The sequence below is a fragment of the Polynucleobacter sp. P1-05-14 genome (genome assembly GCF_018881675.1).
In the GTDB taxonomy this organism is placed as follows: Bacteria; Pseudomonadota; Gammaproteobacteria; order Burkholderiales; family Burkholderiaceae; genus Polynucleobacter.
Map to the genome: position 1 here is coordinate 431,972 of NZ_JACVPV010000029.1, position 14,045 is coordinate 446,016.

Below are 14,045 nucleotides of genomic sequence, written 5' to 3' on the forward strand. Positions count from 1 at the left end.
CCCGATGCCTATGGATCAATTCGCTGAACAACTGATTCATGGCAGAGCGCATATATCACCCAAGAGATTAGGGAATCCGGGTCCTAGCCCTAGCCAAAAAGAAACTATCCTCTTGGCAGCTAATGCCGCCCCTGATCACGGCAGAATGGTTCCATGGCGCTTTATTGAGATTCAGGAAAGCAGTCGCCCTGCCCTGGGAGAAGTATTCCACCACTGCCTCTTAGATCGTGACCAAGAGGCTACGGAGATACAACAGCAAGAAGCGCGCGACAAAGCATCTCGTGGCCCACTACTCCTGCTAGCTATAGCAAACTACCAAGACGCAAATAACGACATCAGTAAACAAGAAAAGCTGGTTTCCCTTGGGTGCGCCATTCAGAATATTCTCCTGAGTGCTCATGCCTTTGGCTTTGGCTCTGGACTATCTAGCGGCAGAGCTCTACAAAGTGATCGTATCAGGACGCTATTTCAACTAACAAAAGATGAAGAGCCGATTTGCTTCATTACGATTGGCACCGTTCAAAAAAATAAGCCCGGTCGTATTCGGCCGAGCTTATCTGAGTACCACTCTATTTTTTAGATTATCACTAAAGCACTTCTACTGTTTGGTTTTTAGTATCGATGCGTAATTTAGCGCCACTTGCAATTGCCTGAGTAATGTCGCAATCGAAGCCACTCAACATCGGAATGCCGGCATGTGCAGCGCCTTGGGCCAAGATTGGATTGGCCGCATTAAAAATAATGGCAGCAGGGCAAAGATTTCTCGATTTCATCTCATAGAGCATCCATGCGCTTGCAACCCCACCTTTGGCGGCATCCAGCACTAGAATCTTATCTTTATAGGATTGTCCAAAAAGCTTATGCGCTGGACGTGAAAACACTCCTTTTATTCGATCTAAATCATAGCGAGCCGAAAATCCGTCGGATGCACTCAGACATTCGCCCTCAATACTATCGCCCTGGGCGTGTTTAGCCTTATAAATTTTTCCGCTCACTTTAGTCTCCCCGTTACAGCAGCTTGCACACAGTCTTCCATGGAGGCCAGCATCGGCGTATAACCATAGCCGCCCAAAATATTCACAATTTTTGCGCTATTGGTTGCTAATACCTTCCACCCATTAGTCTCCGCAATTTCTCTCGCATAGGATTGATAGAAACACATTCCAGAAAATACTGTACCGCCTGCACTTTCTATCATCTCCGTATACCCCATGCGATCTGAGTCTGGTTTTACTTGCGGGCTAGTCATGGCTAGCAAAGGTTTAATGAATTTCTTACCTTTGCATAACTCCGCAATACTCTTCATCTCCATGAGACTCAACTGCGGCGCAGAAAATACTACAACATCAATTTCTTCAGCAATACGATAAGAATTTTGTAATCCCATTACCTCTTCTTTGGTAATAAGAACCTCTGGCAGATGCAAGTACTCCAAATCTCGAGCGCGAAGCGCTTCAGGCGTAACACCTAATACGTGAAATAAGGCAGTAGATCCAAAACTCGCCATTGCCGCGCCAAAGTGCTTCATAGCATCAGAGCCTGGATGGCCTTCGATCCCCTCCAAAATAGGAACTGACCAATAGTTCCCTGATTTCTTGCCAATCAAGCCTCCTAAAGCGCCCCACTCATTGAGCGTTTGGGGTGTCCATGAAGTTTTAAAGCGATGCGTAGGCTTACGATGTTCATCAAGGTGATAACCATAGCGAGGAGTTCTACCGGTCAAACCTGCCGCCAACGCAGAAGGACCTCCTTCAAAATTCGATCTGGCACCGCAGACACTATTGGAATAGATAACCACTCCGGTGTCACCAAATGCTAAATGCTCTCCAAATACGGGAGCCATAATAGTTTGGTAATTAATGCAAGTGTCTGTCATGGACACACCCATTTTTACAAATGCATCTATTGCACGTCTTTCAAGCTCAAGCATTTTTTCGGTTTGACCTAATTGCTTTGCTTTACTAAAGTCGGTGCCTCTTGGATCAGTAATAGTGGGAATTCGAACCGATCGATCCTCAATCACATTCTTAGCTAGGCCTTCTAACCACTCAACACCAGCTTCACCCAAGCTCTCGGTATCCGCCATGATGTGCGCTTGAGATACAGGCACCAAATCTTTAGCGCCAAAGAACTCACCTACTTTAATTTGATGTGCGATAGCTGTTTGCCTTACTGGACCAAACTCACCAGCAAGCATAGCCTTTTCTTCTTGATTTAGCTTCATCTTGTTCTCTTCTCAATCCTCATTCATCTACTATCAATCAATAGTGGCGCCAGAATCTCTAACAACCCTAGCCCATTTCGCAATCTCACTAGTTTGGAAGTTAGCCAAACTCTCTTTGAAGTCTGTATTTGGCTGAACCCCCAAGTTACCCAACCGCTCTTTGAACGCAGCTGATTGGGCCACCCTCTCTGTATCGACTCTTAATTTTTTGGTGATTGAATCTGGCAATTTCGCTGGACCAAATAAGGCCCACCAAGCAGTTGACTCAAACTGGGGGTATCCCAATTCTGCAACCGTTGGTACGTTAGGCAATAAAGGTGAGCGCGTCTTACTGGTTACCGCTAAAGCACGCAGCTTTCCTGATGAGATGTGCGGCAATACCGATTGAATCGGATCAAAGACTAATGGTATCTGGTTGCCAATCAGATCTGTAACAGCAGGCGCACTACCCTTGTAGGGAATATGTTTTAGCTTGATCTGAGTAGTTGATTCAAATAAGGCCGCGGTTAAATGTCCTGGAGTTCCATTTCCAGCTGTTCCATACGCAATCGTATCGGGTTTTGAACGGGCCTCAGCAATTAACTCAGCAAGCGTTTTAATGCGATCACTTGAATTAACCACAATGACAACAGGAGCGGTGGCAACCAAAGCAATTGGTGTGAAATCTCTAGTCATGTCATATGGCAGCTGTTTATACAAACTGCCATTGATTGCATTTGTTCCTACAGTACCCATAAACAAGGTGTAGCCATCTGGTAAAGATTTAGCGACAAGATCAGCGCCAATTGAACCGCCAGCACCGCCTTTATTCTCAATAATGATTTGCTCTTTAAGGCGATCACCCAGAAGAACTGCTAACGGTCTAGCAACAATATCAGTTGGCCCTCCCGGTGGAAAGGGGACAATTAGCCTGATAGGCTTACTGGGATAGACATCCGCTATCACATTGCTTGAAAGCAAAATTAAGCCAAAGCAAGTTAAAAAATATTTAAAACCTTTTATTACTAGGCTATTCATAAAAACAGACCTCAGCAAAGTGCGAATGGGGTTAGTCAAGTGCAAAAGAAAAAGTCCAGCTAAACCGGACCTTTTCTTATTGCTCGTAGTGACTTATACGTAATCTTTGTATTTATCCAAGAAACGTACTGGCTTAGCTAATGCATCACGACGGAATGGATCACCGAGTTCACGAGTACACATGATCTCGATTACACAAGTTTTACCTTCCTTCATCTGCATATCAATTGCCTTCTTGAGTGCTGGGCCAACCTGATCAAGCTGGTCGACCACAATTCCCTCGGCACCCATGGATTGCGCAATGCCTGCAAAACTTGGGCTCTCTAACTCACCCGCTACGAAGCGACGGTTATAGAAATCCACTTGGTTCTTTTTCTCAGCACCCCACTGACGGTTGTGGAACACAATCGCCGTAACTGGAATGTCATGACGAACCGCCGTCAAAATCTCGACCATACTCATTGCCCAAGCGCCATCGCCAGCATATGCAACCGCTGGACGATTAGGGGCGGCTGCTTTAGCTCCAATAATGGTTGGTAGTGCATAACCGCAATTACCAAAACTCATTGGAGCAAAGAAGCTACGTGGCTTTTCAAAGCGAAGATAGCTATTAGCAACCGAGTTGATATTGCCAATATCGGTAGACACCATTACATCAGCAGGCATAGCCTTCTCAAGCTCACGCAAAACTTGACGTGGGTGCAAGTAATGACCACCTGTTGGAGTCACTTCTTTTTTCTGCTCTTCAATCATGTCAAGACTAAATGGGTCTTTTTCATGAGTCCACTCATCCAACTCTTTTTCCCATGCGGCTTTTTCAGCAGCAATGGTCTTAGCGCGCTCTGCTTTGGTAGCATCACAAGCTAATTTCTTACCTTCTAAACGCTTGGTTAATGCCACTGCAGCAGCCTTAGCATCACCACAAATGCCTACTGAAATTTTCTTCACTAAGCCAAGCATCTTGTTATCAGCATCGATTTGAATAATCTTGGCATTCTTAGGCCAGTAGTCCATGCCATGCTGTGGCAATGTTCCAAAAGGTCCAAGACGTGATCCAAGAGCCACGACTACGTCTGCCTGCGCCATCAACTTCATTGCAGCCTTGGAGCCTTGGTAGCCCAAAGGGCCGCACCACAAAGGATGGCTTGCAGGGAATGAATCGTTATGTAGGTAGCTATTCACTACAGGAGCACCCAAGCGCTCTGCAAAGGCTTTGCATTCTTCTACAGCATCGCCCATTACCACGCCGCCGCCAGAAATGATCACGGGGAACTTAGCATTTGCTAAGAGCTCTGCAGCCTCATCCAAACTCTTCTCGCCACCAGGCCCGCGATCAAGACGATTTGGTTGTGGAATTTCTACTTCTATTTCGCCATAAAAATAATCACGTGGAATATTGAGCTGAGTTGGACCCATTTCAGATAATGCGCGATCAAAACAGCGGCCAGTAAATTCAGCCATACGCTTAGGATTATTTACATGCCCTTGATACTTTGTGAATTCTTCAAACATTGGCAATTGGTTAGCTTCTTGGAAACCACCTAAGCCCATACCCATGGTTCCTGTTTCAGGAGTAATGATCACCACAGGACTATGAGCCCAATAAGCCGCTGCAATTGCAGTAACGCAGTTACTAATGCCAGGGCCATTTTGTCCGATGACAACACCATGACTTCCGCTAACACGAGCATAGCCATCGGCCATGTGTGCAGCACCTTGTTCATGCACTACCGGAATCAAGCGAATCCCCGCTGGAGCAAAAATATCCATTGCATCCATAAAGGCAGAGCCCATGATTCCAAAAATATCCTTCACCTTGTTGGCGACCATGGTCTCCACAAACGCTTCGGAAGGGGTCATTTTCTGCGGGCCAGTGGGTAAATTAGTGCCAGACTTAGACATAAAGCTCTCCTAGGTATTCGATTAAACGGAACATTTTGTTCTACAATATGAATAATAATAGCGTATTTTTAGGAAAGTCAAGCATATAAACCCCAATCTGGAATATATTTGACAACATATTAAGACTTTTAAAGGCAAAGAAATGGCTGAAAGCACATCTTCAATCGATTTAATGGGTTTACAGCCCGAAAAGAGGGTTTCTTTGCACTCCGCCTTTCCAGAGTGCAAGGGCTTTGCAGACTTTCAGATCCCTGCCTTTAATAAGGCCACCGAGCTTGTGCCGGCTATCGACCCTAGCTATCAACTCAATCCAGAGGCAACCTTAGCCATTCTGGCTGGATTTGCCTTTAATCGCAGAGTGATGCTTCAGGGCATGCACGGCACTGGCAAATCCACTCATATTGAGCAAGTTGCAGCCCGTTTAAATTGGCCCTGCTTACGCATCAACCTAGATGGCCAAATTACTCGGATGGATCTCATCGGAAAAGATGTCATTGGTCTAGAGGATGGAAAGCAAATTACCCGCTTTCAAGAAGGCCTCATACCTTGGAGCCTGCAACGCCCTGTTGCACTCATCCTAGATGAATACGATGCCGGTCAACCAGATGTCATGTTTGTCATTCAGAGAATGTTGGAGCGCGAAGGTCGCCTTACTCTACTCGATCAAAATAGGGTCATTAATCCCAATCCTGCATTTCGCATCTTTGCTACCAGCAATACAGTTGGACTAGGAAATTGGAATGGGTTATATCAAGGCACACAATTACTAAACCACGGCCAAATGGATCGTTGGGATATCGTCGCTGCGCTTAACTATCTTGAGCCCAGCGAAGAGCAAAAGATTTTAATGGCAAAAGTACCAGAGCTTTCTGATGCCCAAGCAAAAGCGATGATTAGCCTTGCGAACCTGACTAGAAGCGGCTTTGCAGCCGGAGACATTTCGACATTAATGTCAACAAGAACCCTTATTACCTGGGGAGAAAATTGGCGCATTTTTAAGGACTTGCAGATTGCATTTGCTCTCGCATTTTTAAACAAATGTGAATCCGAAGAAAAAGCATTGGTAGCTGAATACTACCAACGCTGCTTCGCTAGCGAGCTTGATTTAAATACGAAATAACTTTAGGCGCGATTAGACTCACCTTGCAAACCCAAACTCACCAAGACTTCGAACAGCAGCAGCAATATGGTGCGATGATTCGTTCATTGTCTGGGGAAGCAAGCGCGCAAATTCGCGATTGGCAACTTTTTCATCAATCTGCGCCGCTGGACTCTATTGCGCCACATCTCAATTTAGAGAATCTCAAAACATCATGGGCATTCCCAAGAGGGATATTGGATGGCATTGCATTGCGTCTTCGGTATTCGGATGCCGATATACATGCATCACTAACACCTGAAGGCATGATTGAATCGCTGATATTTGAAGTCTTAGAGCAAATTCGAGTAGAGAGCAATTGTCCAGATGAGCTCAAAGGCAGCCAGCAAAATGTTCAGACTCAATTTATCGCTTGGATGCAGCAATTCATTGCCAGTGGCGGAGTGGAAGGAAGTATCGGCCTTTTACTCATCACGATCTTTTCAACGGTTTGGATGAAACTCAATAGCCAACCTATTCCGCAGTTAATGCAAGATATCGTGGAAGCCACCAGAGCTGGATTGGCTGAAAGTATGGGGCCTCTTTTAGTGAAACTAAAAGCCAACCGATACGACCAAGCACAGTATGGGAATACCTCGCATGAAGTGATTAATCTAGTATCTGGATTAATTGCTAATGAGTACCGCAATAATCCCAGCATTCGCACCAAACGCAAAAGTCAAAGCGCAACCCAACTAAAAATTGAATGGGTGCCACCACATGCCGGAAAAATTTCGGTAGATTTTAAAAGTCCAGCAACATCTTCGAGCGAGAGGCGACACCAAGCTCAGAAATCACTTGAAAAGTATGTCATTTACAACTCAAGTTATGACACCGAGGTTGAGGCTAAGAAAAAAATCAGATTAGCCCAATTGGCTGTTTATCAAGATCAGTTGAATGCTGAAATAGCCAAACAAAATATTCCCTGGGCAAAGCTCATTCGCATGTACCAGCAATTATTTTCAAGTAATGCCCCCAATCACTGGCAAACCACTGAGGCTGAGGCAGTTCTTGATCGGCGCTATCTTACTCGTACTGTAACTTCCCCACTGCAGCCAGCACTGTACAAGCAACTGATACCTACTAGCCAAGTAAATGCTAGGGTTACACTTTTAGTAGATTGTTCTGGCTCCATGAAAGAGCAGCGCGTCAAAATTGCCGCTTGCCTTGATTCTTTAGTGAGAATCCTTGAGCGGGCTGGCATTAAAACTGAAGTGCTCGGATACAGCACCAATACCTGGCAAGGTGGAAAACCTTTCAAAGAGTGGCGCAAAAGTGGTCAGCCATCCAATCCTGGCCGACTCAATGAACGAGCGCATTGGATTTTTAAAGACTTCGATACCAGTTGGAGAAGATCTCGAGCTGGTATCGCTGCACTATTGCGCCCAGAAATCTATACCGAGAGCGTTGATGGCGAGGCACTTCTATGGGCTGTGGAGCGCTTGCAAAAGACTGATCGCAATAAGCATTCCAATAAAACACTCATCCTCTTTTCTGATGGGTGTCCAATGGATCGAGCGACTATTGAGGCAAACGGTGAAGAGTTTCTAAAAGATCATCTTTTGCAGGCTATTTCTTGGTGTGAGCAGCAACCCCATCTTCAATTGTGGGGTTGCGGAATTGGATCAGAATTACGACCCGCTTTTCAACACCGTCTTAGCTGGGATGAAGATCCCAGTAATGTGGCAAGCACCCTAAAAAATTGGGCTGGAGAATTTAAGGCATCCTCTTTTATCAATAAAAAATATTCATAACAAAGTAGTTGGAGAAAAATACCATGCAACTTTTAAATAGCATCTTTACCAAAAATAATAGAATTATTCTTGCGCTTTGCGCAACACTAGGCATATTTTCTTCTGCCAATATCTCTGCGCAATCATGGCCCGATAAACCGATCAAAATGATTGTTCCGTTTGCTGCAGGTGGAAGCGCAGATATTCTAGGAAGAATACTTTCCCAAGAACTTGCTAAGAATCTTGGTCAAAACGTGATTGTTGAAAACCGTGGAGGTGCCGGCGGCAATATCGGCGCAGAAATGGTTGCCAAATCGCCAGCGGATGGCTACACCATCCTGCTAGCTTCTGGCAGCATGATGACCGTCAATCCCTTCATCTATAAAAAATCCTCTATTAACTATATAAAGGATTTAACTTATATCACTGCCATAGCAACCGTTCCTATGGTGATTGCAGTAAGCCCAAAACTACCAGTCAATACGCTTGTAGAACTTATTGCCTTAGCCAAAACAAAAGAGTTGAACTTTGGATCAGCTGGCATTGGGAGCCAGATACACATGGCTAACGAGAATTTTCTGTACTCCGCAGGAATTCATGCGACGCATGTGCCCTATAAAGGTGAGAACCCTGCATTAAATGATTTGATTGCTGGACAAATTGATTTTATGGCTGGGAATTTTCCAGCAACCGGAGGGTTTGCTAAAGCAGGTCAAGTAAAAGCGCTTGCTGTTACCAGCAGCAAAAGATTGAAGCAACTCCCCAATGTTCCCACAGCCTCTGAAGCAGGTATTCCTGGATTTGAAAATACCGGCTGGTATGCCTTAGCAGTTCCAGCAGGCACCCCACAATCTATCATTGACAAAATTTATGTCGCAACTGAGAAATCATTTAAGGCGCCGTCTCTACTTGCCAATATGGATACCAACGGCTTGACACCAATGATGATGAAGAGCAAGGATGTAGACACCAAAATACAGGTCGAATCTGCAAACTGGGAAAAAGTAATTAAGGCGAGAAATATTCCTACGCAATAATTTAAAAACTAGCAAAGAAAAAGCCACCCCGAAGGATGGCTTAAAAGATTTTTTTGGAGGTACTACCTAAAGAATGAACTACAACTTCATATTAGTCCCGCTAGAAAGCTCTCCGTATTAGGGATGCATGATTGTAGGCATTAATGCATTGTTTTGGTGCATTAGTGATTCTCTTTGGCGTGATTGATTGAATATTTAGGGATTTCAATCACTAAATCTTGTTTGGCAACAATGGCTTGGCAAGATAAACGGGATTGCGGGTTTAGCCCCCATGCACGATCGAGCATATCTTCCTCATTCTCATCAGGAGGATTAAGGCTGTTAAAGCCCTCTTTCACGATCACATGGCAAGTAGTGCAAGCGCACACCATATCGCAAGCATGCTCAATGGGAATGTCATTCTCTAACAAAGCTTCGCAAATCGAAGTGCCTGGGGCAACCTCAACAACTGCACCTTCAGGACAATATTCACTATGCGGTAGTACAACGATTTGAGTCATGATTCTTTTCTATTGGTATTCAGTTTGTATTTTATTTACTTAAATTTCAGCAACATTCTTGCCAGATAAAGCCTTCTTAATACTAGCGTTCATGCGTTTTTGTGCGAAGTCATCAGTCGCCTTGGCGGCATGATCAACGGCCTTGCGAACAATAGCGCTATCAGTTTCTTCATTTAAGATCTTTTGTAGGATTGCCATCTCTTGATCAACCTCTTTCTGCTCTGCCGAACTCAGTAAAGAGCGATCACTTGCTAGCGCCGTTTGCACTGCATCTAATAAGCGCTGCGCATTTACCTGCTCTTCACGCAATGATCTCGAAAGCAAATCCTCTTTAGCAGATGCAAAACCGTCTTGCAGCATGCGAGTAATTTCTGCATCAGTTAGGCCATAAGAGGGCTTGATATCAATGGATGCTTTTACGCCAGAGCCTTGCTCTACCGCGCTTACAGACAATAAACCATCGGCATCCACCTGAAAGGTGACCCGGATACGGGCTGCGCCTGCAGCCATTGCCGGTATGCCGCGTAATTCAAACCTACCTAATGAGCGACAGTCTTGCGCAAGTTCGCGCTCGCCCTGCACCACCGCAATAGCTAAGGCAGTCTGTCCATCTTTAAAGGTCGTGAAGTCTTGCGCTCTAGCTACCGGTATAGGTGTATTGCGTGGAATGATTTTTTCTACCAAACCGCCCATGGTTTCAATACCAAGCGATAACGGAATAACATCCAATAGGAGCCACTCATCATCTTTGCTTTGATTGCCAGCTAATAAATCAGCTTGCATCGCCGCACCCAATGCAACTACTTGATCGGGGTTCAGATTGTTCAATGGCTGGGTGCCAAAGAGTTCGCCAACAGCGCGTTGTACATTTGGCATACGGGTTGAGCCGCCCACCATTACTACACCTTTAACATCTTCAGCTTTAAGACCAGCATCACGCAAAGCTTTTTTACACGCTATCAAAGTCTTGGTTACTAGATTTTGGGTTATCTCAAAGAGCTGCGCCTGACTAACGCCAACATTAACTACCGTACCATCTGCCAGCGTCTCGTGAACGCGCGCCAGAGGGTTGTGGCTTAGTAGCTCTTTGGCATGCTTACAGGCCTGTAGCAGCGTACGATGATCATGAATGGATAAAGGGGGAAGCTTGGCCTGCTCAATTACCCAGCAGTACAAGCGGTGGTCAAAGTCATCACCACCTAAAGCAGAATCACCGCCTGTAGAGAGCACCTCAAAGACACCGCGACTCATGCGCAGTATCGAGATATCAAATGTTCCGCCACCTAAGTCATAAACTGCATAGACGCCTTCAGAGGCATTATCTAATCCATAGGCAATCGCAGCAGCAGTCGGCTCATTCAATAAACGGAGAACTTCGATGCCAGCTAACTTAGCAGCATCTTTGGTTGCTTGACGCTGTGCATCATCAAAGTAAGCAGGGACTGTAATCACAGCGCCAACAATCTCATCAGATACAGAATCTTCCGCTAATTGACGCAAGCGCGCCAAGATTTCTGCCGAGACTTCAATTGGACTCTTATCCCCAGCAACTGTTCTGAGTTTAAGCATGCCCGGTTGATCAACAAAGTCGTATGGGGCGCTTTCAATATTCTCGACATCCAACAAGCCGCGACCCATGAAACGCTTCACTGAAACAATGGTGTTTTTTGGGTCAATGACCACGCTCTCAAGCGCTTCAAAGCCAGCTTGAGTTCTACCATTAGGCAAATAACGAATAACGGATGGAAGTAGCTCGCGCCCCTGCGCATCTGGTAACACCTTAGGCAAGGCATCACGCACAATGGCTACTAAAGAATTAGTGGTCCCCAAATCAATGCCCACAGCAATACGGCGCTGATGGGGCGCGAGTGATTTACCGGGTTCAGAGATTTGTAATAAGGCCATAGGAGATAGAGTTTAGCTTGAGTGGGGACTAGATTAAGGCTGCGATGGCATCATCAAGCTCAACCGCAAACTTATCAATGAAGAGCAAGCCACGAAGTAGCTCCGCGGCACGTACATAGTTTTTGGCGGCATCAATGGCTTGGGCGATTTCTGCAAGCGTATCTTGTTTTGATTGCTCTACTTCAGCCATCAAGACTTCAAGTGCAGGCAAGTCTTCCGCTTGTTCATCTAAATTCTCACGCCATTCCATTTGCTTCATCAGAAAAGCAGCAGGCATGGCAGTATTGGTTTCTAGCTTGGCATCAACGCCATGAAGCTGGCAAATATAGAGGCCACGTTGGATGGGATTCTTTAGTGTTTGAACAGCAGTATTAGCAAAGGTAGCCATCTGCATAGCAAGGCGTTGCTCTGCATCACTACCACGCGCATGGCGATCAGGATGAACTTCTTTCTGAATTGCCAGGTATGCCTGATCTAGAGCAGGCAAATCGATTTTGAACTGCTGATTTAATCCAAAGAAGCGGAAGTAATCGTCAGACGCGGAAGGATTCGCCACAACCACACTCATCTTTTACGTTTGGATTTTGAAACTTAAATCCTTCATTCAAACCCTCGCGCACAAAATCTAGCTCCGTTCCATCCAGGTAAGCCAAGCTTTTTGGATCCACAAATACCTTAATACCATTAGACTCAAATACTTGATCTTCAGCAGCAGGCTCATCCACATACTCAAGCTGATATGCCAAGCCAGAGCAACCTGTTGTGCGAACGCCCAAGCGTAAGCCACAACCCTTGCCGCGTTTCTCAAGATTGCGGTTTACGTGTGCAGCTGCTTTGTCAGTTAGGGTAATTGCCATAGTTATGCCTGCTTATTCTTTACTCTTTATTTCGCTGGGTGCTTTTCTTTGTAGTCAGCTACCGCCGCTTTAATGGCATCTTCAGCCAAGATAGAGCAGTGAATTTTTACTGGCGGTAAAGCCAACTCTTCTGCGATCAATGAATTCTTGATCTCAAGTGCTTGATCTAATGTCTTACCTTTAACCCACTCGGTTACTAGTGAAGAGGAGGCAATTGCAGAGCCGCATCCATAAGTCTTAAACTTAGCATCTTCAATTACACCTTGATCGTTCACGCGAATCTGTAACTTCATTACGTCGCCGCAGGCTGGAGCTCCAACCATACCAGTACCTACGCTGTCGTCGCCTTTTTCAAATGAGCCAACATTACGGGGATTTTCATAATGGTCGATGACCTTTTCGCTATATGCCATGGTATTTCCTCTTTAATTTCTTTATCTTTAAATATCTTTTAGTGTGCAGCCCATTGAATCGTGCTGATGTCGATTCCATCTTTATACATTTCCCAGAGCGGAGATAACTCACGCAACTTGGCAATCTTCTCTTTTACCAACTTGATAGTGAAGTCCACCTCTTCTTCAGTCGTAAAGCGACCCAAGGTAAAGCGTATGGAGCTATGTGCCAATTCATCGTTGCGACCCAAGGCACGCAATACATAAGAAGGTTCTAACGATGCTGAGGTACACGCTGAACCAGAGGAGATCGCCAAATCTTTGAGCGCCATCAACATAGACTCGCCTTCAACATAGTTAAAGCTAATGTTGAGGTTATGCGGAACACGATCATCCATGTCGCCGTTGACATAGACTTCTTCAATATCTTTCAAGCCATTGAGTAAGCGGTCACGCAGTCCGCGAATACGCTTGTTCTCTTCGATCATTTCAACACGAGCAATACGGAAGGCTTCGCCCATACCAACGATTTGGTGAACCGCCAAGGTTCCAGAACGCATACCGCGCTCATGGCCACCGCCATGAATCTGCGCCTCAATACGAATACGTGGCTTACGACGCACAAACAAAGCGCCAATACCTTTAGGGCCATAAGTCTTATGAGCAGAAAAGCTCATCAAATCCACTTTGATCTTTTCTAGATCAATGTCCACTTTGCCAGTTGCTTGCGCTGCATCCACATGAAAAATTACACCACGTGAACGGCACAACTCACCAATTGCAGGAATATCTTGCACCACACCGATTTCATTATTGACATACATCACTGAAGCCAAAATTGTGCCTGGCTTCATTGCAGCTTCAAGCTGCGCAAAATCAATCAGACCATTAGGCAATACATCTAAATAAGTCACTTCAAAACCTTCGCGCTCAAGTTCACGACAAGTATCTAAAGTCGCTTTGTGCTCGGTCTTGACGGTGATGATGTGATTACCGCGATCTTTGTAAAAATGTGCTGCGCCTTTTAATGCAAGATTAATACTTTCAGTAGCACCGCTTGTAAACACAATCTCTCTTGAATCAGCGTGTACTAATTGAGCAACCTCTGAACGCGCCCACTCAACCGCCTCTTCTGCAGCCCAGCCATAAGCATGACTACGGGATGCGGCGTTACCAAACTGCTCGCGCAAATAAGGCAGCATTTTTTCAACCACACGCGGATCAATCGGCGTTGTAGCTGAATAGTCCATGTACACAGGGAAGTGCTTAGGGCTAAACATTGGAACCGGTTGCTTAGGAAGGTCTTGTGGTGCGTTCATGATTTATTTATAGGTAGGTAA

At 45.4% G+C, this 14,045-nt stretch carries 14 protein-coding genes; 4 read left to right on the plus strand and 10 right to left on the minus strand.

Annotated elements, in window-relative coordinates:
* Window positions 1-10 precede the first annotated feature (10 nt).
* Window positions 11-580: a nitroreductase gene (locus tag ICN37_RS10660; protein ID WP_216157418.1), complete on the plus strand. Its 570-nt coding sequence runs from the start codon at window positions 11-13 to the stop codon at window positions 578-580.
* A 7-nt stretch (window positions 581-587) separates the two neighbouring features.
* Here the strand turns inward: ICN37_RS10660 and ICN37_RS10665 are convergent, their stop codons facing one another.
* The 4 genes from ICN37_RS10665 to xsc form a co-directional block, all read right to left on the minus strand.
* Window positions 588-995, minus strand: a complete 408-nt coding sequence (locus ICN37_RS10665; RefSeq protein WP_112313812.1) for an aconitase X swivel domain-containing protein — start codon at window positions 993-995, stop codon at window positions 588-590.
* Window positions 992-2,224 (minus strand): aconitase X catalytic domain-containing protein, encoded by a 1,233-nt coding sequence (locus tag ICN37_RS10670; RefSeq protein WP_216157422.1) that lies wholly within the window; start codon window positions 2,222-2,224, stop codon window positions 992-994. Before ICN37_RS10670 ends, ICN37_RS10665 begins: the two co-directional genes overlap by 4 nt.
* Window positions 2,225-2,257: 33 nt before the next feature.
* Window positions 2,258-3,241: a tripartite tricarboxylate transporter substrate binding protein gene (locus tag ICN37_RS10675; RefSeq protein ID WP_112313810.1), complete on the minus strand. Its 984-nt coding sequence runs from the start codon at window positions 3,239-3,241 to the stop codon at window positions 2,258-2,260.
* A 93-nt stretch (window positions 3,242-3,334) separates the two neighbouring features.
* On the minus strand, window positions 3,335-5,143 hold the full coding sequence (gene xsc, locus ICN37_RS10680) for a sulfoacetaldehyde acetyltransferase (protein ID WP_216157425.1): 1,809 nt from the start codon (window positions 5,141-5,143) through the stop codon (window positions 3,335-3,337).
* 142 nt (window positions 5,144-5,285) lie between these two features.
* On the opposite strand from xsc, the gene ICN37_RS10685 reads away from it, so the two are divergent.
* The 3 genes from ICN37_RS10685 to ICN37_RS10695 are packed head-to-tail and all read left to right on the plus strand — an operon-like array spanning window position 5,286 to window position 9,051.
* Window positions 5,286-6,263, plus strand: a complete 978-nt coding sequence (locus tag ICN37_RS10685) for an AAA family ATPase (protein WP_246531446.1) — start codon at window positions 5,286-5,288, stop codon at window positions 6,261-6,263.
* Window positions 6,264-6,286: 23 nt separating this feature from the next.
* Entirely contained in the window at window positions 6,287-8,035 is a 1,749-nt protein-coding gene (locus tag ICN37_RS10690) for a hypothetical protein (RefSeq protein ID WP_112313808.1), read from the plus strand.
* A gap of 23 nt (window positions 8,036-8,058) precedes the next feature.
* Entirely contained in the window at window positions 8,059-9,051 is a 993-nt protein-coding gene (locus tag ICN37_RS10695; protein ID WP_216157428.1) for a tripartite tricarboxylate transporter substrate binding protein, read from the plus strand.
* Window positions 9,052-9,212: 161 nt separating this feature from the next.
* Here the strand turns inward: ICN37_RS10695 and fdx are convergent, their stop codons facing one another.
* The 6 genes from fdx to ICN37_RS10725 are packed head-to-tail and all read right to left on the minus strand — an operon-like array spanning window position 9,213 to window position 14,024.
* Window positions 9,213-9,551 (minus strand): ISC system 2Fe-2S type ferredoxin, encoded by a 339-nt coding sequence (gene fdx / locus ICN37_RS10700; RefSeq protein WP_215275308.1) that lies wholly within the window; start codon window positions 9,549-9,551, stop codon window positions 9,213-9,215.
* A gap of 39 nt (window positions 9,552-9,590) precedes the next feature.
* Window positions 9,591-11,456 carry a Fe-S protein assembly chaperone HscA gene (gene hscA, locus ICN37_RS10705; RefSeq protein WP_216157431.1) on the minus strand — a complete coding sequence of 622 codons (1,866 nt, stop codon included), beginning with the start codon at window positions 11,454-11,456 and terminating at the stop codon, window positions 9,591-9,593.
* Between the two features lie 28 nt (window positions 11,457-11,484).
* A complete protein-coding gene (gene hscB / locus ICN37_RS10710) occupies window positions 11,485-12,024 on the minus strand; it encodes a Fe-S protein assembly co-chaperone HscB (RefSeq protein ID WP_216157434.1) in 540 nt (179 codons plus the stop codon).
* Window positions 11,990-12,313, minus strand: coding sequence for an iron-sulfur cluster assembly protein IscA (gene iscA, locus ICN37_RS10715; protein WP_012357505.1), 324 nt, complete (start codon window positions 12,311-12,313; stop codon window positions 11,990-11,992). The genes hscB and iscA overlap by 35 nt, the downstream gene beginning before the upstream one ends.
* Before the next feature lie 26 nt (window positions 12,314-12,339).
* Window positions 12,340-12,726 carry a Fe-S cluster assembly scaffold IscU gene (gene iscU / locus ICN37_RS10720; RefSeq protein WP_068322308.1) on the minus strand — a complete coding sequence of 129 codons (387 nt, stop codon included), beginning with the start codon at window positions 12,724-12,726 and terminating at the stop codon, window positions 12,340-12,342.
* A 38-nt stretch (window positions 12,727-12,764) separates the two neighbouring features.
* The gene (locus ICN37_RS10725; protein WP_370623840.1) at window positions 12,765-14,024 is read right to left on the minus strand and encodes an IscS subfamily cysteine desulfurase; all 1,260 of its coding nucleotides are present in this window, start codon (window positions 14,022-14,024) and stop codon (window positions 12,765-12,767) included.
* Window positions 14,025-14,045: the final 21 nt, after the last annotated feature.

What these genes read in the sequence shown, in the direction of transcription:
- hscA (WP_216157431.1), bottom strand. Translation starts at nt 11,456, where the DNA reads ATGGCCTTATTACAAATCTCTGAACCCGGTAAATCACTCGCGCCCCAT.
- ICN37_RS10660 (WP_216157418.1), top strand. Translation starts at nt 11, where the DNA reads ATGGATCAATTCGCTGAACAACTGATTCATGGCAGAGCGCATATATCA.
- ICN37_RS10695 (WP_216157428.1), top strand. Translation starts at nt 8,059, where the DNA reads ATGCAACTTTTAAATAGCATCTTTACCAAAAATAATAGAATTATTCTT.
- iscU (WP_068322308.1), bottom strand. Translation starts at nt 12,726, where the DNA reads ATGGCATATAGCGAAAAGGTCATCGACCATTATGAAAATCCCCGTAAT.
- ICN37_RS10725 (WP_370623840.1), bottom strand. Translation starts at nt 14,024, where the DNA reads ATGAACGCACCACAAGACCTTCCTAAGCAACCGGTTCCAATGTTTAGC.
- ICN37_RS10685 (WP_246531446.1), top strand. Translation starts at nt 5,286, where the DNA reads ATGGCTGAAAGCACATCTTCAATCGATTTAATGGGTTTACAGCCCGAA.
- ICN37_RS10670 (WP_216157422.1), bottom strand. Translation starts at nt 2,224, where the DNA reads ATGAAGCTAAATCAAGAAGAAAAGGCTATGCTTGCTGGTGAGTTTGGT.
- fdx (WP_215275308.1), bottom strand. Translation starts at nt 9,551, where the DNA reads ATGACTCAAATCGTTGTACTACCGCATAGTGAATATTGTCCTGAAGGT.
- ICN37_RS10675 (WP_112313810.1), bottom strand. Translation starts at nt 3,241, where the DNA reads ATGAATAGCCTAGTAATAAAAGGTTTTAAATATTTTTTAACTTGCTTT.
- iscA (WP_012357505.1), bottom strand. Translation starts at nt 12,313, where the DNA reads ATGGCAATTACCCTAACTGACAAAGCAGCTGCACACGTAAACCGCAAT.
- xsc (WP_216157425.1), bottom strand. Translation starts at nt 5,143, where the DNA reads ATGTCTAAGTCTGGCACTAATTTACCCACTGGCCCGCAGAAAATGACC.
- hscB (WP_216157434.1), bottom strand. Translation starts at nt 12,024, where the DNA reads ATGAGTGTGGTTGTGGCGAATCCTTCCGCGTCTGACGATTACTTCCGC.